At 40.2% G+C, this 22896-nt stretch carries 17 protein-coding genes; 12 read left to right on the top strand and 5 right to left on the bottom strand.

Annotated elements, in window-relative coordinates:
• The first annotated feature begins 565 nt into the window (after window positions 1–565).
• The 8 genes from BUC12_RS14450 (at window position 566) to nadC (ending at window position 13676) form a co-directional block, all read left to right on the top strand.
• The gene (locus tag BUC12_RS14450; RefSeq protein ID WP_236689397.1) at window positions 566–3358 is read left to right on the top strand and encodes a TonB-dependent receptor; all 2793 of its coding nucleotides are present in this window, start codon (window positions 566–568) and stop codon (window positions 3356–3358) included.
• Between the two features lie 59 nt (window positions 3359–3417).
• Window positions 3418–4920 carry a hypothetical protein gene (locus tag BUC12_RS14445; protein WP_073357328.1) on the top strand — a complete coding sequence of 501 codons (1503 nt, stop codon included), beginning with the start codon at window positions 3418–3420 and terminating at the stop codon, window positions 4918–4920.
• A 267-nt stretch (window positions 4921–5187) separates the two neighbouring features.
• Window positions 5188–7581: a TonB-dependent receptor gene (locus BUC12_RS14440; protein WP_062181002.1), complete on the top strand. Its 2394-nt coding sequence runs from the start codon at window positions 5188–5190 to the stop codon at window positions 7579–7581.
• A 28-nt stretch (window positions 7582–7609) separates the two neighbouring features.
• On the top strand, window positions 7610–8833 hold the full coding sequence (locus BUC12_RS14435) for a DUF4374 domain-containing protein (RefSeq protein WP_062180926.1): 1224 nt from the start codon (window positions 7610–7612) through the stop codon (window positions 8831–8833).
• Window positions 8834–9533: 700 nt separating this feature from the next.
• Entirely contained in the window at window positions 9534–10538 is a 1005-nt protein-coding gene (gene nadA / locus BUC12_RS14430; RefSeq protein ID WP_062180929.1) for a quinolinate synthase NadA, read from the top strand.
• Complete coding sequence (locus BUC12_RS14425) at window positions 10535–11167, top strand: hypothetical protein (RefSeq protein ID WP_062180932.1); 633 nt, start codon at window positions 10535–10537, stop codon at window positions 11165–11167. Before nadA ends, BUC12_RS14425 begins: the two co-directional genes overlap by 4 nt.
• A 55-nt stretch (window positions 11168–11222) precedes the next feature.
• Window positions 11223–12812: an L-aspartate oxidase gene (nadB, locus tag BUC12_RS14420; protein ID WP_062180935.1), complete on the top strand. Its 1590-nt coding sequence runs from the start codon at window positions 11223–11225 to the stop codon at window positions 12810–12812.
• Window positions 12813–12815: 3 nt separating this feature from the next.
• A complete protein-coding gene (gene nadC, locus BUC12_RS14415; protein WP_062180937.1) occupies window positions 12816–13676 on the top strand; it encodes a carboxylating nicotinate-nucleotide diphosphorylase in 861 nt (286 codons plus the stop codon).
• A gap of 20 nt (window positions 13677–13696) precedes the next feature.
• Here the strand turns inward: nadC and BUC12_RS14410 are convergent, their stop codons facing one another.
• Both BUC12_RS14410 and BUC12_RS14405 read right to left on the bottom strand, forming a co-directional pair.
• Complete coding sequence (locus BUC12_RS14410; protein WP_062180938.1) at window positions 13697–14407, bottom strand: DUF4919 domain-containing protein; 711 nt, start codon at window positions 14405–14407, stop codon at window positions 13697–13699.
• A gap of 322 nt (window positions 14408–14729) precedes the next feature.
• On the bottom strand, window positions 14730–15767 hold the full coding sequence (locus BUC12_RS14405) for a bifunctional transcriptional activator/DNA repair enzyme AdaA (protein ID WP_062180939.1): 1038 nt from the start codon (window positions 15765–15767) through the stop codon (window positions 14730–14732).
• 395 nt (window positions 15768–16162) lie between these two features.
• Between BUC12_RS14405 and BUC12_RS14400 the strand changes: the two genes are divergently transcribed.
• The 3 genes from BUC12_RS14400 to BUC12_RS14390 all read left to right on the top strand — a co-directional run bounded on the left by BUC12_RS14400 (window position 16163) and on the right by BUC12_RS14390 (window position 18765).
• The gene (locus BUC12_RS14400) at window positions 16163–16744 is read left to right on the top strand and encodes a hypothetical protein (RefSeq protein WP_062180940.1); all 582 of its coding nucleotides are present in this window, start codon (window positions 16163–16165) and stop codon (window positions 16742–16744) included.
• 142 nt (window positions 16745–16886) lie between these two features.
• Window positions 16887–18023, top strand: coding sequence for a sensor histidine kinase (locus BUC12_RS14395; RefSeq protein WP_062180943.1), 1137 nt, complete (start codon window positions 16887–16889; stop codon window positions 18021–18023).
• Window positions 18024–18039: 16 nt separating this feature from the next.
• Window positions 18040–18765, top strand: a complete 726-nt coding sequence (locus BUC12_RS14390; protein ID WP_062180946.1) for a LytR/AlgR family response regulator transcription factor — start codon at window positions 18040–18042, stop codon at window positions 18763–18765.
• 232 nt (window positions 18766–18997) lie between these two features.
• Here the strand turns inward: BUC12_RS14390 and BUC12_RS20100 are convergent, their stop codons facing one another.
• From BUC12_RS20100 to BUC12_RS14380, 3 genes are all read right to left on the bottom strand, one after another.
• Window positions 18998–19150, bottom strand: coding sequence for a hypothetical protein (locus BUC12_RS20100; RefSeq protein ID WP_157257539.1), 153 nt, complete (start codon window positions 19148–19150; stop codon window positions 18998–19000).
• Between the two features lie 332 nt (window positions 19151–19482).
• Window positions 19483–19992, bottom strand: a complete 510-nt coding sequence (locus BUC12_RS14385) for a hypothetical protein (RefSeq protein WP_062180949.1) — start codon at window positions 19990–19992, stop codon at window positions 19483–19485.
• A gap of 39 nt (window positions 19993–20031) precedes the next feature.
• Window positions 20032–21438: a B12-binding domain-containing radical SAM protein gene (locus tag BUC12_RS14380; RefSeq protein ID WP_062180952.1), complete on the bottom strand. Its 1407-nt coding sequence runs from the start codon at window positions 21436–21438 to the stop codon at window positions 20032–20034.
• A 286-nt stretch (window positions 21439–21724) separates the two neighbouring features.
• Here BUC12_RS14380 and BUC12_RS14375 point away from each other — a divergent pair, with 286 nt between their 5' ends.
• Entirely contained in the window at window positions 21725–22816 is a 1092-nt protein-coding gene (locus BUC12_RS14375) for a type I restriction endonuclease (protein ID WP_062180955.1), read from the top strand.
• Window positions 22817–22896: the final 80 nt, after the last annotated feature.

The following is a 22896-nucleotide window of genomic DNA, read 5'->3' as shown; positions in this document are numbered from 1 at the left end:
ATCAGCATTTCTTGATGTAATACTTTGTGAGGGGCAGATCGACGGATGTGTTTTTCTTGTTCTTTTATACATAATGTTTGAGTGTTTATAGTACAAAATGTATTTTAAGGTAATATAGTATTCCGATTAGAATATTTTGATATTTCGGTTATAAGAGGTTAACAGCTTATATGGGTAAATTGTTTTTCTAAATTTTATTTTTAACTTATTTTAATGATTTATGATTTCTGTATTTTGTTTATGTATTTGATAATTAGCTGATTGTTTAAATGTCTATGAGTTATAAAAATAATTTATATATAACTGTTTTTGAAAAAAGATAAGAAAAATAATATCAACGAGAAACTGAAAATAATAAACTTTTCTCCCTCCTGAATTTGTATTTTCTTGGTAATGAGCTGTAAACCGAAACGTAACATTTTCTTTAGTTTTTCTTCTTACGGATGTAAATTAAGCGTAACAAAAATAAAGGTGCTTTGTGTAGTCAAAATTTGAAAATTATATGCACCTAAAAAGATCCGTATTAAAAAATAAGCCAGATTACGTTTTGTTACGTGCGGCTTTCATGTTAATCTTACTATTCTGTTCCTTCTCATTATTTTCTCAAACTTCGATTAAAGGAACCGTTGTCGATGCCAAAAGCAACGAAACGCTTCCCGGTGTTGCCATTTCGGTGAAAAACGCATCTACAGGAGCATCGTCTGACGTAGATGGTAACTACGAAATGCGCCTTGCACCCGGAAAATATACGATAGTAGCTTCGTACCTGTCGTATACAACACTTGAGATTACCGATGTAGAAGTAAAAAAAGGTGAGGTTACAACATTAGACATTCCCATGTACGAATCGGCTCAGGCTCTGAATGAAGTAGTCGTAGTAGGGCTCGGACGTATCAACTCTGAAGTAGCGCTACTCAACTCAATGAAAAATTCGACGAGTGTGGTCAGCGGTATATCGGCTCAGCAAATATCTAAAAGTCAGGATAGAGATGCTTCCGAAGTAATCAAGCGTATTCCCGGAATATCTATTCTGGATGATAAGTTTGTGGTAGCCAGAGGTTTGTCGCAGCGTTATAACAATGTCTGGGTAAATAACAGTGCGATACCCAGTTCCGAATCGGATACACGTTCATTCTCGTTCGATATTATACCGAGTTCGCAGATCGAGAATATCATGATCGTGAAATCGCCTCAGCCCGAGCTGCCCGCCGATTTTTCGGGAGGATTCATAAAGGTCGAAACCAAAGGTATCCCTAACGAAAACGCTATGCAAATCAGTTATGGATTGGGAGTAAATACCCAAACTCAATTTAATGATTTTAAGTATAATAAAGGTAGCGGAACCGATTTCTTAGGATTCGACAGCGGAATGCGCTCACTCTCGGGATCTGTAAAAGGAAGTCTCGATAACAGTGATGCAGCAGCAGTTACGGATGCCACACAAAACGGTTTCAACAATGACTGGGCTGTTAAAAGCAAAAAGCCATTGCCCGATCAGCGTTTCAGCTTCCTTATCAATCGTAAATACCAGACAGGCGATAATAGTCTCTGGGGATTGATAGCTGCCCTCAACTACAGCAACACAACTAAAACTTATACCGATATGGAAAACTCCCGTTACGGAGTGTACGATTCGGCAAAAGACGAACCTGTGTACCTGTATAAATATACCGACGACCAATACACTACCGATGTTAGGGTAGGAGCTTTGGCTAACCTGATATACAGGCCGAATGACAGGAATAAGTTTGAGTTCAGGAATATATTCAACCAGTTGGGACGCAATCGTTATACCGACCGCGACGGGTACCAGTACATCAGTGCATTGTATATACAGCGCAAGGCTGAATATATCTACAACAGCCGTATGACCTATTCGGGACAGTTTGCCGGTAACCACATGCTTTCGGACAAGGATAATCTGGACTGGACACTGGGATTTTCGTATGCCAATAAAAAACAACCCGACCGCAGGATGATTAACTGGGACGAGAATGGTTTTGTAGGTGATGCTTACGAAGGACAACTGATGATAGACCAGAACCAGATAAGCCGCGATTTTACCAATGTAGATGAATATACTTATTCGCTGGGAACAAACTACTCGCATACATTCAGTTTCGACAACGGTTTGAAACCGGTACTGAAAGCCGGGGCTTACGGCGAATACCGTGACCGTAACTACAAGAACAGGGCATTCTACTACCGTTGGAACCGCAACAATATGCCTGAGGATTTTGCATACAGGGACGTAATTAACGAAATACTGATCCCCGAAAATTACGATGCCAATAAGTTGTACATCTATGAAGATACCGACAACCGTAACAGCTATTCGGGTACAAATACCCTTGCCGCAGGATATGTAGCAGTAAACCTGCCCATCGATAAATGGAATATATATGCCGGAGCACGTATCGAGCATAACAAGATGGAGCTCGAAAGCTACACGACCATAAAGGAAAATACAACTAAAACAGCCGATTATACCTATACCGATATATTCCCGTCGCTGAATATCTCTTATACCATCAATAAGCAGAATCTGCTAAGATTGGCTTACGGGCGTTCGATCAACCGTCAGGAGTTCCGCGAAGTATCATCATCGGTTTACTACGATTTCGATATGTTTAGTGATGTGAGGGGGAATGCCGATCTGAGACCTGCCTATATAAACAATTTCGATGTACGGTACGAGTTTTATCCATCCTCATCGGAGATCATCTCGCTCGCGTTGTTTTACAAAAATTTCAAAGATCCTATCGAATGGACATATCTGGATGCAGGTGGTAGTTATACCTATACATTTATCAATGCCAAATCGGCAAACAACTACGGTATAGAGCTTGATATCAAAAAGAGCTTGGACTTTATAGGACTGAAAAACCTGTCGCTGACATTCAATGGGGCAATAATAGACAGTAAAGTGAAATTTGCCGAAGATGCGATTAATGACCACGACCGCCCGATGCAAGGACAATCGCCATACCTTATCAATACAGGGTTGTTCTATCAGAATGACAATTGGGGACTGACATCGAGCCTCCTGTACAATATCATCGGTAAGCGTATAGTAGGTATCGGTAAAGTAGATACCAGTGAAGGATCGAGCATCAATAACGATATCCCCGATATGTACGAAATGCCCCGCAATACAATCGATTTTTCGATAACCAAAAAGTTTGGCAAAATGTGGGAGATCAATGCAGGAATCAAAGATATATTGGCACAGAAAGTGCAATTCAAACAATTTCCCAAGTTCGAAGACAGCGAAGGGAACTTACAAGAACGTGAACAGGTTACCAAAGAATTCAAACCCGGACGAAATATCTCGGTAACGGCAAGACTGAATTTTTAAGAATCATATAAAAACAGACTAATAAAATGCAAACCTTTTTAAATAAAAGATTATTCAAGATGAAAACATTTAATTTTTTCGCTAAGATGTTATTTGTTATGTCAGCAGTCGTATTATCGGCATGTAGTGACAATGGTGATGATAATTCCGGTGGCGGCGGTGGTACGACCGAGCAGATCCTGTTTGGTGATGGTACTCAGATCGGTAATGGTGATCAGGAGTTTACGATAAAAGAAAGCCATACCCTTAAAAAAGGAACCTATGTACTGAAAGGATGGGTGTATGTAGACGCAGGTGCTACACTAACTATAGAGCCGGGAACTATAATCAAAGGTGATAAAGCGACCAAAGCTGCCCTGATCGTTCAACGTGGCGGTAAAATTATGGCTGAGGGTTCGGCAACCGCTCCTATTATATTTACTTCTAATCAGGCAAAAGGAAGTCGTAAACCGGGTGACTGGGGTGGAGTGATTCTTTTAGGTAAGGCTAAAAATAATGGAAATGTAATGACCATAGAAGGTGGACCTAATGCAGACCACGGAGGTAGCGACGACACTGATAACTCGGGAGTACTCAGCTATGTACGTATCGAATTTGCAGGTTATCCGTTCAAAGAAGACCAGGAGATCAATGGTTTGACTTTGGGTTCGGTAGGTAGCGGAACAAAACTCGACCACATTCAGGTATCGTACAGCAACGACGACTCTTACGAGTGGTTCGGAGGTACTGTAAGTGCAAAATATCTGGTAGCATACCACGGTTGGGACGATGATTTCGATACCGATAACGGTTTCAGCGGAAAACTTCAGTTCCTGTTGTCGGTACGTCATCCTAAAATAGCCGATTACTCTTTGTCAAACGGTTTCGAATCGGACAATAATAAGGATGGTGTAGCAACTACACCTTTTACATCAGCTGTATTCAGTAATGTAACATTTATAGGGCCGATCGGGCAGGATGCTTCTTTCGCCAACACAACTCAGTACATTACAGGTGGAGACATGTTTCCTGATAACGGTTCTAAACTGGGAACTTTCCAGGCTGCTATGCATATCCGTCGTAACTCACGCCTGAACTGTTTCAACTCGGTAGCTGTAGGATTCCCTGTAGGATTGATCCTTGATAACGAAAAAGGTACTACACAAACAGCAGCAACCGATGGCAACCTGAAACTTCAGAACCTCTATTTTGCGGGTATGACTATCTTGGGTAGCGATATCAACAAGAACTATCTGGATCAATTGTCAACCGATGGTAAGACAATCTCAGATGCAGGCAAGCCTTCATTCTCAAGTACATTCTTCCGTTTGACAGCCAATAACAATAAAGTATACGATAATATTTCAGACCTGAAACTGAAACAACCCAACAGCCTGATTGCAAGCCCGAGCTACGCTCCTTCGGCAGACAGTCCGCTATTAGGTGCAGCGGCGTTTACGGATGCGGCATTACAGTCGGGCTTCGATAAAGTATCTTACGTAGGAGCTTTCGCCAGCGATGCAGCTGCTGATAACTGGTTAGCTGGTTGGACAAATTTTGATCCACAGAATACGACTTACTAATTTTTTCAAAGAAAAACGGTTCAGAATTCTTCTAAATCAGTTTTGACATTTGGGGAGGTTACTTCGGGAGAAGCAGCCTCCCTTTCCGTTTATATTGTTTATACCGTATCCCTATATGCAGGTATTCCGGTGCTCTAAAATACATATAAATGGTGATTGCGTAAAGCTCTCGTTTATCATACTTTTGCAATCTGATAATGAATTGAAATGTATTATTTTACAAAAGTATCTATGCTAACTAATGCAATAGCAAGGTTAAGGCCTTTAATGCAACATAAACACTTATTCGTATGGTGTTTGTGTTTTTTTATTTTTAACCAGTACTCATTTTCCCAGAATAACAGAGCCGGAGCCATCGAAGGACGTGTTGTCGACGAGCGTTCCCAACCTGTAGAAACCGCTCTGGTTCAGGTAAAAGGTACTACCAAAGGAGAATATACAAACGATAAAGGATATTACCGTATATCGGGAATCCCTGCCGGAAACCAAACCTTAGTGATAACAGGTATGGGTCTCAAAGAAAAGAACGTAACGGTAAACGTCGCTGCCGGTACTATAACCAAAGTGTCCGATATAGAGATCGAAAACTCGGTGTCTCTCAAAGAAGTAGCCGTAATCGGGAAATCCGAAGCCCGTAAGCAACAGGAGTTGGCTTATGCAGTTTCGGTATTAGATGTGAAAGAAATGTATAATACTACAGCCTCGCTGGGTAAGCTGCTGAATAATATATCGAGTGTTCGCGTACGTGAAGATGGAGGTGTAGGTTCCAATTACACTTTCAGTTTGAACGGATTTTCGGGCAATCAGGTAAAATTCTTTCTGGATGGTGTGCCGATGGATAACTTCGGTTCGTCCTTCAACTTGGGGAGTATCTCTACCAGTATGGCCGACCGTATAGATGTTTACAAAGGAGTATTGCCTGTCAATCTCGGGGCCGATGCTCTGGGTGGGGCGGTGAATATAATTACCCGTAAAACAGCCAACTATCTCGATGCATCTTACTCATTCGGGTCGTTCAATACGCACAAGGCCGCACTGAATGGCGCATATACCGATGCCAAAACAGGTTTTACGTTCCGTTTGAACGGATTCTTTAATTACTCCGACAACGATTATAAAGTATATGCCCCTATCGTAGACCTCAGCACCGGTAAACAAGTGGACGAAAGATGGGTAAAACGGTTCAATGACGGCTACCGTTCGGGTGGCGTACGTTTGGAAACAGGACTTACCGATAAATCTTATGCCGATTATCTGTTGTTCGGTTTCATCTGGTCGAAAGACGATAACGATGTACAAACAGGTGCTACAATGGATGCCGTGTATGGTGGTGTAAAAACCAAAAGCGAATCGATGATACCTTCGCTCCGCTGGAAAAAAGACGATTTGTTTGTCGAAGGGCTTTCGGCTTCTCTATATGGAGCATACAGCAGTGTAAATACATTCACCGTAGATACATTGGCACGTAAATATAACTGGCTTGGCGAGTGGGTGCCTAAGTCGGCCCATGGCGAAAGAAGCAATACCGACTCTAAGATTAAAAACCACGAGTGGACAGTCAATGCAAACGTCAGTTATATGATAGATTTGCACCAGTCGCTGACTCTAAATCACATATTCTCATCTACTGAACGCAAGATACACGACAAGGTAGACCCCGATAATGAATCGAATAAAATACCTCAGAAACTGAATAAAAATATAACAGGCTTAGGCTGGCTGATAAAGTACGACCGCTGGAATGCCAATGTATTTGCCAAACTGTACAACCTGAGCAGCGATTCTTACAAAATATTCGATCAGTTTACGGACGACGAAAGACTCGAAAAAGTATCGGACAGTAAGACCGAACTGGGATATGGAGCTGCTTTTACTTACTTTATATTACCAAAGTTGCAGGCGAAAGTATCTTACGAACACGCTTACCGTTTGCCCGAGAGCAACGAAATGTTTGGAGACGGGCTGGTTCAGCAACGTAACCCCGACCTGAAACCTGAGCAAAGCGACAATGTGAATATCGGCTTGACGTTCGAACAAACCATACAGGATCATACATTCCATATCGAAGCAGGAGGTATTTACCGCAATGCCAAGGATTTTATCCGCAAAGGAGTAAGCCTTACGTCGAATCCTACAACAGGATACGAGAATCTGGGTAAGGTTCGTACTTTCGGTTTCGAAGGAAGTATCGATTACCGTTGGAAAAACCTTCTACATGCCGGAGCGAATATTACTTATCAGAATCTGAAAGACAGGCAACGTTTCGAAAAGAATGACGGCTATACAGGTGACGGAATTATCGAACACCTGACATATGGCGAACGTATACCCAATGTGCCTTACTTATTTGGTAACGCATTGGTAGGATTGAGTTTTCAGAATTTTGGGATGAAAGATTCGGAGCTGACATTCGATTATTCGCTGAACTGGATCAAGGGATATTACCTTTCGTTCTCGGGACTGGGCGCAGGAGCATCTAAAAAGATCATTCCAAGTCAGGCTTCACACGATATTTCATTAGGATATGCAATGGAGAAAGGAAAATACAATGTAATTCTGGAATGTACTAATCTGGGCGACCGCAAACTGTATGACAATTACAGGTTGCAGAAACCGGGAAGAGCGTTCAATGTGAAATTCCGTTATTATATCAACTGGTAAGGTCTCAAAAATTAAACAAGAATAAAAAATGAACAGCATATATAAAAAACTAAGTTATTTAGTAATGGCAGGGGTTGTACTGGCTTTTTCAGGATGTGATGACCTGTCCGAAATAGAGGAAACCCCGAACGCACCTTATGTTCTGAGCCTCGGCATAACATCCAGCGGTACTACTACCTATTATGTGGTTACAACTGACGACCTGATGAATGGTACTATCGATGCAAAAGGCAAAGGTATCGAACAAAGCGGCTACCGTGACTATACTATCGCTAACAATACTATATTCAGTATCGGAGGTCTTGGTGTAAACTATGTGACCGGGATGACCCGTAATGCAGCCGGATATTTGCAGGAAACCGACAACTTTATATTCGACTCTAAGTTAAGTGCTTTTGCGCAGGCTGATAACAATACTATGATAGGAATGGAAATTCCGGATAAAGCTGCCTCCGGTAACCAGATCAAATTTTACACAGTAGATATCAACAGTGTATCTATCACCAAAACTACAACTGTGCCTATTGCCCCTATATCGGAACTCGAATGGCCAAGTATCACAGGTATGGAAATTAGCGGTGGGAAAGTGTATGTGTCTTATATCCAGATGAATCCTAATACTTATGCTACGTCGTATGTAGATACAGGATTTGTGGCGGTATATTCGTATCCCGAACTGGCTTTTGAGAAAGTAATGCAGGACACACGCACCGGAGCAGTAGGTTCTTGGGCAGCTTCCAATGGATTTATTAAGGTAGAGAACGGCGATTTATATACCATGTCGAATTTGTCTATGGCAAATGGTTTTTCTAATGGAGGAACCAAACATGCAGGTTTTCTTCGTATTCCGGCAGGAACTACCGGTTTCGATTCCTCTTATTTCTTTGATTTCGAAGCGGGTTCGGGAGGTTTGAAACCTGCTCACGCTGTATATCTGGGTAACGGGCTGGTATTTGCAGAAGTAAGTACACTCAATCCACAGACAAGTGCTGACCGCTGGTCGGACAAAGACCTGAAATGCTCTATTGTCGACCTCTATAACCAAACAATAACCGATGTAGAAGGTATTCCTGTACATAACGGATCGGGAGGGCGCCGCTTTGCCGTTCTTGTCGATGGCGGATATGTTTATCTCCCCGTATCTACGGATGATGGTATCTATATATACCGTACCGATATTTCGACAGGGGTAGCCGAACGTGGAGCAAAAGTATCGGCAAGTTTTGTTCCCGGTATCTTTAAATTGAATTAAGCAGGACTTCTCCTTTTCAATATACAAACTTAATATAGACACTCCGGATAGAAAGCCCTATCCGGAGTCTTTTTTTATAATGTTCTTTTCGTTTATACTGACGCGCCCTCTTAGGCTTGTCTTTCATTTTGCCTTGATGCAAAACGAAACAAGAAATCAAGGCTGTATCTTCTGTCTGACCCACTTCGTGTTCGAAAGCTAAAACAAAAGAAAACGTTTATCCTAGCAATCCTTTTGTTTTTTTCACGCTTTTCTTCTCACAGTGGGAACCCCGGACATCCGGCAAGGCCCAGAACTTGACGGACGAAAATCACATATGCTTTTGTAATTGGGCGTTAGCCAAGCGGCGTTAACTTTAAGGGCGAGGTATCCGTTCTGTGAAGCGGGCGCAAAGAATCAAATTCAAAAAGTCCGATAGGACGTCTTATTTGATTCCGCCTGCAATCAGTTAACGGATCGCCCGTAAGTGTGGCGCAATGACTTTTTGCTTCCTTTTGCGGCTTTGGGCAAAAGGAAGGCAAGCAATCTGTGATTGCGCGCAGTAAGGATTAAAGTAAATTTAATTGAACATTTCAATTCAGCAACAAACTAGCATAAGAAAAATAATGATGTATTTCCCCCATCGTAAACGCACAAAAAGAAAATTATAGGTCAGATATTATCGATAATGCTTATCTTAGCATCCTCTTACTGAAATATTATGTCAACATTAGAAAAAGCATTGTCTACACTGCCTGTAAAAGGGTATTTAGATGTCGAAATACCACAGGGCATAGATTTGGTTGCCGAAATCAACCGCATGCGTAAGGAAAAGAATGCTATAATCCTTGCCCATTACTATCAAAAAGGAGAAATTCAGGATATAGCCGATTTTCTGGGCGACAGCCTTCAATTGGCACGTGCCGCTGAAAAGACAGATGCAGATCTGATTGTCTTTTGTGGTGTGCATTTTATGGCGGAAACAGCCAAAATACTCAATCCTACAAAAAAAGTAGTTCTGCCCGATACATTAGCCGGATGTTCTTTAGCAGACTCGTGTTCGGGCGAAGGATTACGTGAACTGAAAAAGAAACATCCCGGAGCGATTGTAGTCAGCTATATCAATTGCGATTCGACAGTAAAAGCCGAGAGCGATATTATCGTAACCTCATCCAATGCAGAACATATAATAAGGTCGCTGCCCGAAGATCAGGAAATAATATTTGCTCCCGATAAAAATCTGGGACGTTATATCAATCAGGTTACAGGGCGGAATATGATACTTTGGGACGGAGCATGTATCGTACATGAGGCATTCTCATTAGAACGTATCGCACAGCAGATGCTCGACCACCCGAAAGCCAAACTGATAGCTCATCCCGAGGCTCAGAAACCTGTATTACAGGTAGCGCATTATGTAGGTTCTACAGCCAATATGCTGAACTATGTGGCTACCGACGATTGTCAGGAATTTATCGTAGCTACCGAAGAAGGCATATTACACGAAATGCGTAAGCGTGCCCCACATAAAAAGTTGATACCGGCTCTAACTATAGATGATACCTGCAATTGTAGCGAGTGCCACTTTATGAAGCTTAATACTATGCAGAAACTATATCTGTGTATGAAATACGAGCAGCCCGAGATAACAATGGATGAAGAACTCAGGGTAAAAGCATTGAAGTCGATCAACAAAATGCTGGAGTTATCTAAAAATATAAAATGAAAACAGGTAGCCAACTCACAAACAGGGACAGAGGAGATATCCTGAGATATTCGAACCGGCTTTTGTTTTATGTGATTTGGTTTGGTGGGGCTTTATTGATGGCAAGTTCAACCCTGTTGATGTCGGATTATGATTGGAATATCTTCTTTGAACGCTATCCGGCCTTGTCTGATAGTTTTGGCATATTCGTCTTGTTTTTCGTGTATATTGCTTTGATGATTTTTCTATTCCCATTGTCTGTCGCTTTGGTTGTTACAGACCATAAAGCTGTAGTTGCGTTCGGAGAGAATTTAGCAGAGATACACAAAAAGAGGAAGACCATAGCTGTTGATTACCATAATATTACACAAATAGATTTTGTGAATGAAATAAGTCTAGGTAAAGGTTTTTTATTTTCATCCCAAGGTGTTGAATGGCGTGCAAAAAGTTTATCTGTATATGGAGCTAGAGGTCTGGGGCCTTATCAATATTCGGGTGTAATATATACAGGTGATAAGAAATACAGAATCTATGGTTCATTCATGGAAGCCTGGCAATGCCGGAAACGTAAAAGATATCCTACTATATATAATATTATGAAGCAGTTGGAAGAATACTCCGGATGCGAAATACGTTATATTACTAAATAAGTAAAAAAGAAAGGTCTGTGACCTTATTTGGGGTTAATCCAAAATAAATGAACAAATGATTTACACAGATGTTTTGGTCATCGGTTCGGGAATTTCCGGATTGTCGTATGCACTGAAAGTAGCCTTGAAGAGCCCTCAGTCTAAAGTGACTGTCATTACAAAAGGGGACGAAGACGAGTCGAACACAAAGTATGCGCAGGGAGGAGTTGCCGTAGTAACCGATTTTCAGAAAGACAGTTTCGAAAAACATATCGAAGACACATTGCGTGCCGGAGGCGGTATGTGTAAGCGCGAAGCTGTAGAAGTAGTTGTGAAGGAAGGGCCCGAACGCATTCGCGAGATAGTGGAGTGGGGGGCGAACTTCGATAAAAATGATAACCAGACTTTTGATCTCGGGCGAGAGGGTGGCCATACCGAAAACCGTGTGGTGCATTACAAAGATGTTACAGGCGCCGAGATAGAACGGGCTTTGCTCGTTGCCGTATCCAGCCTGCCCAATGTAGAGTTGCTAAACCACCATTATGTAATAGACCTGATAACGGAGCACCATATACCCAACGAATCATTCGACAAATATAACCTCAACTGTTACGGGGCGTATGTACTTGATCTGAAGACCGAACGTATAAAAAAAATGTCTGCCAAAATAACCCTTATGGCAACAGGAGGCTGTGGGCATGTATATAAAAATACGACCAATCCATTGATCGCTACTGGTGATGGTATAGGGTTGGCACACAGGGCGAAAGCCAAAATAAGCCACATGCAGTATATCCAATTTCATCCCACAGCTTTTTACAGTAACAGGGCAGGGCAATTGTCGCTGATCTCGGAAGCGGTACGGGGATTCGGCGCTAAATTGCGGACGGCATCCGGTGAACCCTTTATGCACAAATACGACGAACGGGAGGAACTCGCTTCGCGCGATATTGTAGCCCGTGCTATCGATAGCGAAATGAAACTCAGAGGCGATGATTATGTATGTCTCGACTGCCGTCATCTCGATCATGATAAGTTTCTGGCACACTTCCCCAATATATACCAGCAATGTAAAGACGACGGTATAGATATGTTTACAGACCTGATACCTGTAGTACCGGCGAGCCATTACCTGTGTGGGGGAATCGATGTTGACCTGTACGGGCAAAGTACGATCAAAAATATGTTTGCCGTAGGGGAATGTTCCAATACGGGACTTCATGGGGCGAATAGGTTGGCATCCAATTCATTGCTCGAAGCGTTAGTGTTTGGGCACAGGGCAGCATTGAAAACCGTGGAGAGGCTCGAAGAAGACCACTTCAATTACGAAAATTTGCATAAAATTCCCGAATGGAATCAGGAAGGATTGAAAGTAACCGAAGAAATGGCTTTGCTTAATTACTTGCGCAAAGACCTCCAGAGCTTGATGAGTGACTTGGTTGGTATTGTACGGAGCGATAAACGACTGCGGATAGCCAAGCAAAAAGAAGAAGAGATATACCGTTCGGTGAAAGAATTATACAAGCTATCGATACTTTCGCCCCAGCTGTCGGAATTGCGAAATCTGGTTAGCGTAGCATTTCTGATTATTACCCAGAGTATCGAACAAAAGGAAAACAGGGGAGCTTTCTATAATAAAGATTTAGACACTAATACGCATAATTGAAAAATGAAAAGACCAGCATATGTAACCGACGAGCGTTTACGCCACTTTATAAGTGAGGCAATAAAAGAAGATGTAGCCGATGGAGACCACTCTACATTGGCAAGTGTGCCGGCAAATATGATACGGCGCGCGCATCTGATTATCAAAGACAATTGCATACTTGCAGGGATAGATCTGGCACAAGAGATATTTCACTATTACGACAGGGATCTTCAGATTGAAGTACTGAAAAAAGATGGTGAAGCTGTTAAAAAAGGCGATATTGCTTTTATCGTATCAGGCTCAGCCCGGTCTATTTTAACTATGGAGCGCTTCGTGCTGAACTGTATGCAACGTATGAGCGGAATTGCCACTTATGCCCATGATACGGCCAAATTAGTGGAAGGGACTAAAACAAAGATACTGGATACTCGCAAAACAACCCCCAACTTCCGCATGTGCGAAAAGTGGGCTGTATATATCGGTGGGGCTCAGAATCACCGTTTCGGGTTATATGATATGATCATGTTGAAAGACAATCACAACGATTATGCCGGAGGTATAACAGCCTCGGTTACATCTACGGTAAAATACCTGAAAGAGAAAGGTAAGCAAATGCTGATAGATGTCGAAACCCGTAATCTGGATGAGGTGAAAGAGGCTTTGGCAACTCAGGCAGTAGATATTATCATGCTCGATAATATGTCTTTAGCCGAGATGAAAGATGCTGTAGAATTAATTGGCGGTGCTGCAAAAACCGAAGCTTCGGGAGGAATCACCAAAGAAGGAGTGCAGGCTATAGCTGCGGCCGGTGTAGATTATATATCATCGGGAGCCATTATTTATGCAGCCCCCGTGAAAGATATGAGTTTAAAAGCCTTTTAATCAAAAAGGATTTTGCTTTTTTATTGTTGTTGTTCGGCTTTCTTACGTGCTTTTTCTCTGGCGCGTTCTTTGTGGATATTATTCAGTTTCTCAGGGATTTCGAAATAAATATCCTCCGATTTGTATAAAGCACTGGGTTTGATCTTGAAATAATCGTATCCGGCATTCACCAGTTGGTGGCGGAAAACGATTTCGGGAATTTCGAAGTGAGAGAACATGATATTGTATTCGTCGGCCACATAAATTACCTTGAATGAGGTTAACGGGCTCTTGCCGTCGCCACTCTGTGTGATAATGTCTACAAAGGTCTTGTAACGGTTGCGGTATGGTTCGTATTCGGCTTCGGGTTTATTTAACTGGAACATGGCATAAGCCAAGGCATTATTAGCCTCGAGGCTTACCGGATTTTTTTCGAGTATTTTATTACATTCGGCAATAGCATCTTCGTACTGGCCTTTTTCCATCAGCTGGTTCATACGTTCTTCGCCGGGTTGGTTTACCAGATAGTCTTTCTGGAAAGCAAAACCGTAATAGATGTACACATAGTCGGTTATGGTCAGCGAAGGATCAAAGGCATTGTATCTTTCGAGTAATTTCGGATAATAATAATTACCATCGGGATTGATTACCGCATCTTCTATATCCAGAAAATTAATCTTCGGAATATCCTGTGATCTGATTGATACTGAAAATAGTAACAACCCGATTATTATAAGTGAATTTTTGAACATAATTGTCAGTTAATCGTAAGTTTAGCATTCATATACTTCACAAAAGTATAAAATAATTGCTATATTGGCGTTTATAAAATCTAACAAATAAGATTATTCGTCGATCAGATGATTATTTTTGTCGAATGAATTTGCTCAGATAAAAATAAAGCAATATTTTTAGTGTTAATAAATCAAAAGGACTTTTCTTAATAGAGAAGATAAACTCAATTTTTTCTCTTTATTGAAAACCTTTTAGGTTAGTGTTAGTTAGTGTGTTTGAAGAAAGCCCATGTTGCGAAACAAGGGTTTTCTCATTTTTATACAGATATGTAAACCTGTTTTAAAGATTTTCCTGCTCCAGATCGAGTAGTTTCTTTTTGCGCCACAGACCACCCCCGTATCCGGTCAGCGATCCGTCGGATCCTATAACCCTGTGACAGGGAATAATTATTGATATTTTGTTCATACCATTAGCATTGGCAACAGCCCTTATTGCAGCCGGGTTTCCAAGTTTGTGAGCTTGCTCTGCATAAGAAGCGGTGGTTCCGTAAGGTATTTTCATCAGGATATCCCAAACTTGTTTCTGAAAATCTGTACCTATTGTATCCAAAGGAATGTCGAATGTTTGTAGTTTACCCGAAAAATACAAACCGAGTTGTTCCCTTAGTTTTACGAAATGTTTGTTTTCTCCTTGTATGATAGGTGCTTTCAGGCTTTTTGTGAGTATCTTGAATTCGGTTTCGAGCATCTTTCTGTCCGAAAATTCGAGCAAACAGATGCCTTTGTCAGTGGCACAGGCTATCATAGTTCCCAGCGGAGTTTCGATACGGGTAAGATTAATGACCTTTACTTCCAGACTGTTTTGAGGAGAGGTGCCTATCAGTTTTTTGAACGACTCATTAAATCCGCTGAGAGATTCGTATCCCGATTCGAATGCAATGTCGGTGACACTATTCCCTTCTTTGTACCGCTTGAATGCCTGATTGATACGGAACATCCGCTGATAAGCATGGAACGTGATGCCATGGTTGTGCTGAAACCACCTCCTTACCTGACTTGGCTCTATATCCATAGAACGGATATCCCAATCTTTGAGCTTTTTAGTAGGATCGACAGATAATGCGCTCAGTACCTTGTGTATATAGTCGGGAGTGTGTCCCGGTGTTTCCATCGGATGGCATACCTTGCAAGCTCTGTATCCTTTTTGTATCGCTTCTTTGGTCGAAGGAAAGAATTCGACATTTTCGCGTTTAGGCTTGCGGGCATTACATGTAGGGCGGCAGAATATGCCTGTGGTTTTCACTCCTACAATAAACACACCTTCGAATGTGCTGTCTTTTTCGACCAGTGCTTTATAGAATATATCGTCGTTATCCATTGCCAATATGCTTTATAGGTGACTGTAAAGGGCTTCATGAGACCCTAATCTTATAGATGTAAAAGTATAGATATCGGAAAAACTGTACAACCGAAAATTTTACAAGCATTTTTTCTTTTTGTCGATAAAAGGTTGCTGTATGTCGATTATAATTGTCGCCGGAAATTGTATTTTTTATATTTGTTTTAATAATACTTATGAATCGGTATTCGAAAAACGTTCTTTTAAATAATACCTGTTTTTTACTGCGCGTGATAGGAGATTGTTTTCATTCTATTTTATTAATAACGTCCGTCAGGTTCCGACACCGGCGTAAATCACATAAGTAAATAATCGAAAGGTAAAGAAGAGCATCCTTCAAAAACAGATTAATATATTCAATTTAAACATTGTAAATGATGAAAAAGATTTTGATAGCTTTTGTTGCAATAGCATTTGGTCTTCAGATATCGGCACAACCCCCGATGGGTGGTGGCAGGCCGGGAGGAGGAGGACGCCCACCAATGGACGGACGTGGTGGCCCCGGACGGATGCAGGGAAACGGATCGGGTGAGGTCGGTATAATGAAGTTTCCTGAAATTATAGGATTGACAACCGAACAGCGCGAAAAGCTGGTGAAGGCTGTTACCGATGAACGGAAGGAAGAAATGAAGCTGATGCAGAAAAAGCACGAGTTGCGTGAAAATGCTAAAGAGTCTGAAAAAGATAGAAGTAAGCTGGCTAAGGAAACGAAGAAGGTAGATGAAAAAATAGAAAAAAATAAAGCTAAAGCCGAAAAGAAATACCGTTCGATACTTGCCCCTGAACAATATCAGGATTTTCTCGGCAAGAAATCGCAGATCGAATTCACCGGAGGACGGAGAACAGGTGAAAGACCTCAGCGTGGTGAAAGACCTCAACGTCCCGAAGGAGAAGATACCCGGGGAGATGAAATGCCACCACCGCCTGATATGCAGATGGATGAAGGTGGATTTTGATATTAAGTTACCGGAATATATTTGATGCATAATAGTTGGATATGAAATTCGTTAATTAGAAGTTCATTGTATAGATAAAAATATATTCCTTTGTGTATATGGTTTATAACCAAATTAGAGTTTATCCTGTATTTTTGTTCTTATGATAAAGGTAAAGAGTCATATAAAAGTATTTTCGCACATATTGGTATGGTGTATCATATTGCTGGTTCCTATCTATATCATGTCCAAAGAGGGTACATTCGATAGTAAGCCATATATATCGTATCTGGTGCGTACCAGTATTCTGGCGATACTGTTTTATATCAACTATCTGTTTCTGATAGATATATTCTTGTTCAAGAAACAGTTTTTAGGATATGTAGTCTCTAACTTTGTACTGGTTTCGGCATTGGTTATCATACAAACGATGACATTAAGCGTATTGATGCCTCCGGATAGTTCGTCAAAGCGACAGTTTGGTTTTAACCCTCAAAAAGAACAGCGGCGCGAAGAACAACCTCCTCATGGAGGGACGCTTCCTCCGCCCCCGATAATGCAGGATGAAAGGCAATTGCCTCACCGGCCGCCATTCGCTATGCGGATATATTCAGATTATCTGATGATTGTTTTTGTTCTCGGACTGAGTGTTGCGATGAAAATGACTGTACGCTGGTATGGCGATTCTATTAAATTCGAACAAGAGAAAAGCGGACGCCTCGAAGCAGACCTGCGTAATCTCCGTAGCCAGCTCAATCCCCATTTCCTGTTCAATACGCTGAATAATATTTATTCGCTGATAGCAATAGACCAGATGAAGGCACAGGATTCGGTACATCGTTTGAGCAATTTGCTCAGGTATGTGTTATATGATAATGACCAGAAGCTGGTTCCGATAGAAAAGGAACTGGAGTTTACCCGTAACTATATCGACCTGATGCGGTTACGCGTAAGTTCGAATGTCAGGCTCGATGTATTGATCGAAAACAAAGGCAGTAGTGATATGGTTGCCTCACTGATGTTTATGACGCTGATAGAGAACGCTTTCAAGCATGGATTGAGTAGCCGTGGCGATTGCTTTATCGATATAAAGATTTTAGTTGAAAAACAATCCGGTGTATTGTGCACTGTCGAAAACAGTTTGCCCGATACATCAACAAATATAGAGTCCGCTAATTCGGGCATCGGCTTGGCAAACCTGACCAAGAGGTTGGAACTGATTTATCCCGGTAAACATGAGTTTATTGCAGAAAAAAGGGATGATCGCTTCTTTACCCTCCTGAGAATAGACTTTACATGATTATAATCGATTGACTATGAAACTAAGATGCGTAATAATAGATGATGAACCTTTAGCTATAGATCTATTGAAATCGTATGTTGTACAGACTCCTTTTTTGGAATTGGTAGGTACATACGAAAATCCTTTGTCTGCTCTAGAAACTGTACGTTCGGGGAGTGTAGACCTACTTTACCTCGATATAAATATGCCCCAGATAACGGGTATTGAATTTTCGAAGACACTGCCGCCTTCTACACGGGTTATATTTACTACGGCTTACGATCAGTATGCAGTAGAAGGATTCAGGCTTAATGCTCTCGATTATTTACTGAAACCGATCAGCTATTCCGAATTTTTGCAGGCATCGGATAAGGCTATGGAGTGGTTCAGGCTGACGCAGGCCGACAAGGTGAAACAAAGTGGAGCAACTGGTTCACAGTCGAGTATCTTTGTTAAGTCGGGTTACCGGATGGAGAAAATAGATTTCGATAAGATACTGTATATTGAGAATCAGAAAGATTATGTCAAATTTCATCTCGATGGAATTTCCGAACCTGTCAGTTCACTAATGAGTATGCAGTCTCTGGACGAAAAACTTCCCAGCCAGCAATTTATGCGTGTACACCGTTCATTTATAGTTAATTTGGAAAAGGTAAAAACGATAGAGCGTAATTGTATTGTTTTCGGGAAAGAATATATTCCTGTATCGGATTCGTACAAAGATCGTTTTATGGAATTTTTGAATAAGCATTTTTTTTAAGGCCGCAAACTTATTTGTTAATGTATACCGAAACGGGGTTATAGACGGGTTAATGACGTCAATAACCCCGTTTCTTCCTCCAATAACTCGGTTAATACTACCTGTAATACACAAAGTAAAGTAAACTAAATAAAAAGAAAGTAAAGCAGATAAAAGTAAAGCATCTTATTTTTATCCATTGGTATAAAAATTTTATCTATACAATGGAAGATAGGTTGGGTGATAGTTTTTATTAAGAGTCGGTATTGGTAGAATCTTCGTATTCGACATGTTTTCTGTATTGCTCAAGTAAAGCTGTCGAAAGAACTATGAATAAAGGAATGTTTGCAAATACAGCCAAAACGAGACCAAGAAATTCGTCTTTTACAAAGATTGTTATAAACATAACGAAGTTCAGAATAAATGCAATTATCAGGAATAAGATGAAAACGTATTGGACAGGTACCGGTGCAGTTTCTTTTTTGTATGACGATACAAAGTAAGATGCTATGCAACAGAAATATAAATAACTCTTTCGATAGTATTGATTCTAAAGGTTCGGTTAAATTCATTTCTATGGCTATCCAAGGATATACAATAAGTATCACAACTTCGAAAGGTAGCTTGAGTATAAAAGGAATCCGATAATTAGTTTTATAATAAATAATGAAATCCATGACCCAGATAACTGTTTGACCGAATATGAAGAAAAAAAGATGAATCCCATATTTGTTTAAGTTAAAGGTTCGAATAAGTTCCATAAAATTTATTCCACTTATAAGCTTTGGAGCATCGCTTTCCGCTTTTTATCAATCCCCGGGTAAGTAAGAAAAATATAGGTGTGCTCCCTATAAATAAAATGAAAAGGAGAAGACCTTCCAGATGCTCTGTTTTAGATATTAACAAGATGGTTATGATGATGTTGAAAACCCAACCGGCTAATATGAATATAAAGAAAAGGGATTCGGTCAGTAGAGAAAATACATTCTTAAAGTATGTTGATACAAAATAAAAAATAATGCAAAGTACGCTTATACTGTAAAATGCTTCGACGGTAATAGTTTGTTCCAACTCTTTGGTAAATTCAAACAGGATTGCTAGTGCAGGTATTAATAAGAAAGATATGAGCTCTATCGGTATTGTTATCAAAAAATGGAATCTCTTTTTAGTACAGTAATAACACATGAAGTCGAGAATACATACCGCCGATTGTATCATAAGGATTAATATAATAAATAGAAATTCCATGATTATCTGATGATTAAAAGTGATTTTTTATATTTAAACTTATTGGATAATAGAAGGCTGAATTATTTCAGAATGTTTTGTTTCCTTCTGATTCACTTTAGACAGGATTGATTCCAAAAGCGGCAACATGGTATTTAGTCCTCCCGTTTTGATAATAAAATTCCAGAGAGGTTCGAATTTCTTCCAGCCTCCTGTATAAAAAAGATGTTTAAGTTTGTGTTTCAAAGAATCGTGTTGCCACGATGCCTCGAATATATTCGACCACGAGTAGAACTCGTCGTATGCCCAGTTGTATCCTTCTTCCAGTTCTTTTATAGTGAGATTAGTAGTGCGGTAAACTACGTGGCGAGTATCATACAGATCCCAGTTTCGGGAAGTTATACGCCGTGCCTGTTCCATATCGTTAAACAAACGGGTACCGGGGTAGGGTGTGAGGATATGGAAAGTAGAAGTAGTAATTGCGTTTTGCACACCCCAGTCCACAGTACGTTTGAACACATCTTTATCGTCGTGGTCGAGCCCGAATACAAAGCTGCCGTTTATCATTATTCCCAATGAATGTAGTCGCTCAACCGCTTCGGTATAATCCCGTGCCAGATTTTGTTTTTTGTTGCTCATTTTCAGGTTTTCGTGCGAAAATGTTTCGAAGCCCACGAAAACACTGCGTAGTCCGGCTTTAGCCGCTTTTTCTATCAGGTCTCCATCGAGAATAGACGCTATAGTTGCTGCTCCCTGAAATACCCGGTTCATTCCTTGCATACCTTCGAAAAGTTCGGAAGCAAATTTCTTGTTTCCTAGGAGATGATCATCCAGAAAATACAGGTGTTTGCCGGGTAAAGCATCTATTTCGGCTAGCGCATCGTCGACCAATTGTGTGTAGAACGATTTGCCTCCTTCGTAAAATGCATCTTTATAACAAAAATCGCAATGATGAGGACAACCTCTGGTTACTACAATCGAATTGGGTACAAGATAGCGGTTACGTTTTATAAGGTCTCGTCTTATTTTCGGAATATTGTGCAGGGTGCGGATGGTCGATCGGTATATTTTCTGTGGAACTTTGTTCCTGAAATCTTGCAGAAAACGAGGAAACGATTCTTCGGCAGGTCCCAGAAAAATACTGTCGGCATGTGCTGCTGCCTCATCGGGCAGGGCGGTGACATGTAACCCTCCGAGAATCACGTATGCACCTTTTTCCCTGTAATGGTCGGCTATACGGTAAGCACGATAAGCATTGGTGATATAAACCTGAATGAGAACAAGGTCGGGTTCGTCGTCCAGATTCAGCACTTCTACATGCTGGTCCTGAAGATCCACTTCATCATCGGGAGAGAGGTAAGCCGCGAGTGTAGCTAAACCCAGAGGTGGAAAAAGTGAATATTTGATAGGTCTCCATAATGGACTTTCGGCCTCTGTTAATGCAGGTAGAATCATCTTTACTTTCATGATCGATATTTTAGAGAGTTATTTTAAAAGTATAATTATAATAAAAGAACTTTGAAATGCAAAGTTATTGTTAATTTTGAATTTTCAAATTTATTTGGATAAAAATTTTAAGGGAGAGAAAATTTATAATGAAGCAAAAAATATATCTTTGTGCATAATACACAAACTGGAAAACGTAATCCCTTATATTAGAAACAATCTACACAAGTGAATGCCTTTTATTCTGTTTGTTGTATTTTATGTGTTTGATACAAGCTGAAATTATACAAATTAAAAAAGCAACATTATGGACTTTAAAGATGCGATTAAACAGTTGGCAGATAGGGTTGACAAAGTGAAAGATAATCTTCAAACAGAAGAAGCTACGAAGAATGCTTTAATAATGCCTTTTCTTCAAGCTATGGGATATGATGTATTCAATCCATTAGAAGTGATGCCTGAGTTTACGTGCGATATAGGCACAAAAAAAGGGGAAAAGATTGATTATGCAATTTTTAAAGATGGACAACCTATAATCTTAATTGAGTGTAAACATTGGAAGCAAGATCTTACGTTGCATGATAATCAGTTACTACGATATTTTCATGTATCTAATGCCAAATTTGGATTACTAACAAATGGCATCATTTTTAGGTTTTATACTGATCTTGAGATACCTAATAAAATGGATGAGAAACCTTTTCTGGAGATAAACCTGAATGATTTGAAAAGTAACCATATCGAAGAATTGAAAAAGTTTCATAAAGCATATTTTGATGTCGATAATATACTTAGTTCTGCCAATGAATTGAAGTATACAAGTGAGCTGAAAAATGTATTAAGTCAGGAATTTGCTAATCCAAGTCCAGAGTTTGTAAAATTATTGGCTAAACAAGTATATGATGGAACTATTACTGCAAAAATACTGGATCAATTTACTACTCTTGTGAAAAAATCTGTTGCAGGACTGATTAGTGATACAATATCGGATAGGTTGAAGACGGCGTTGAAGACAGAGAGTATTCAAGAAGAGAAACCAAAAGAAGAAGCTGCACCCGTTTTGCCAGATAATGTTGTATTTATGTCTGAAGATGGAAAAATAGTGACAACAAAGGATGAAGTTGATGGATTTAATATTGTTCGTGCTATTTTATATGAGATTGTAGATATTAATAGGATTGTAGACCGTGATACTAATTCTTATTTCGGGGTATTATTTGATGATAATAATAGGAAACCTGTATGTCGATTATACTTTAATTCTCCTACAGTAAAGTATATCGCTACTTTTGATGATAATAAAGTTGAGACTAAAAATAAAATAGAATCTCTTAATGATATTTACAAGTATGCCAAAGAACTAAAATCAATTGTTGAATTTTATTTAAGTAATGATTAATAAGAGAAGAAAATATATTTTTCTTTTATACGAAACACAGAAAACCCCAAGCAATCCCTGCTTAGGGTTTTCCTAATACT

The sequence above is a fragment of the Indolivaga macrotermitis genome (assembly GCF_900128985.1).
GTDB classification, from domain to species: Bacteria; Bacteroidota; Bacteroidia; order Bacteroidales; family Dysgonomonadaceae; genus Dysgonomonas_A; species Dysgonomonas_A macrotermitis.
The sequence above is the reverse complement of the archived record's forward strand: the minus strand, read 5'-3'. Positions and strand labels throughout refer to the sequence as shown.

Excerpts from the sequence above, each read along its gene's own strand:
- BUC12_RS14450 (WP_236689397.1), top strand. The coding sequence starts at position 566 with ATGTTAATCTTACTATTCTGTTCCTTCTCATTATTTTCTCAAACTTCG.
- BUC12_RS14445 (WP_073357328.1), top strand. The coding sequence starts at position 3,418 with ATGAAAACATTTAATTTTTTCGCTAAGATGTTATTTGTTATGTCAGCA.
- BUC12_RS14440 (WP_062181002.1), top strand. The coding sequence starts at position 5,188 with ATGCAACATAAACACTTATTCGTATGGTGTTTGTGTTTTTTTATTTTT.
- BUC12_RS14435 (WP_062180926.1), top strand. The coding sequence starts at position 7,610 with ATGAACAGCATATATAAAAAACTAAGTTATTTAGTAATGGCAGGGGTT.
- nadA (WP_062180929.1), top strand. The coding sequence starts at position 9,534 with ATGTCAACATTAGAAAAAGCATTGTCTACACTGCCTGTAAAAGGGTAT.
- BUC12_RS14425 (WP_062180932.1), top strand. The coding sequence starts at position 10,535 with ATGAAAACAGGTAGCCAACTCACAAACAGGGACAGAGGAGATATCCTG.
- nadB (WP_062180935.1), top strand. The coding sequence starts at position 11,223 with ATGATTTACACAGATGTTTTGGTCATCGGTTCGGGAATTTCCGGATTG.
- nadC (WP_062180937.1), top strand. The coding sequence starts at position 12,816 with ATGAAAAGACCAGCATATGTAACCGACGAGCGTTTACGCCACTTTATA.
- BUC12_RS14410 (WP_062180938.1), bottom strand. The coding sequence starts at position 14,407 with ATGTTCAAAAATTCACTTATAATAATCGGGTTGTTACTATTTTCAGTA.
- BUC12_RS14405 (WP_062180939.1), bottom strand. The coding sequence starts at position 15,767 with ATGGATAACGACGATATATTCTATAAAGCACTGGTCGAAAAAGACAGC.
- BUC12_RS14400 (WP_062180940.1), top strand. The coding sequence starts at position 16,163 with ATGATGAAAAAGATTTTGATAGCTTTTGTTGCAATAGCATTTGGTCTT.
- BUC12_RS14395 (WP_062180943.1), top strand. The coding sequence starts at position 16,887 with ATGATAAAGGTAAAGAGTCATATAAAAGTATTTTCGCACATATTGGTA.
- BUC12_RS14390 (WP_062180946.1), top strand. The coding sequence starts at position 18,040 with ATGAAACTAAGATGCGTAATAATAGATGATGAACCTTTAGCTATAGAT.
- BUC12_RS20100 (WP_157257539.1), bottom strand. The coding sequence starts at position 19,150 with ATGTTTATAACAATCTTTGTAAAAGACGAATTTCTTGGTCTCGTTTTG.
- BUC12_RS14385 (WP_062180949.1), bottom strand. The coding sequence starts at position 19,992 with ATGGAATTTCTATTTATTATATTAATCCTTATGATACAATCGGCGGTA.
- BUC12_RS14380 (WP_062180952.1), bottom strand. The coding sequence starts at position 21,438 with ATGAAAGTAAAGATGATTCTACCTGCATTAACAGAGGCCGAAAGTCCA.
- BUC12_RS14375 (WP_062180955.1), top strand. The coding sequence starts at position 21,725 with ATGGACTTTAAAGATGCGATTAAACAGTTGGCAGATAGGGTTGACAAA.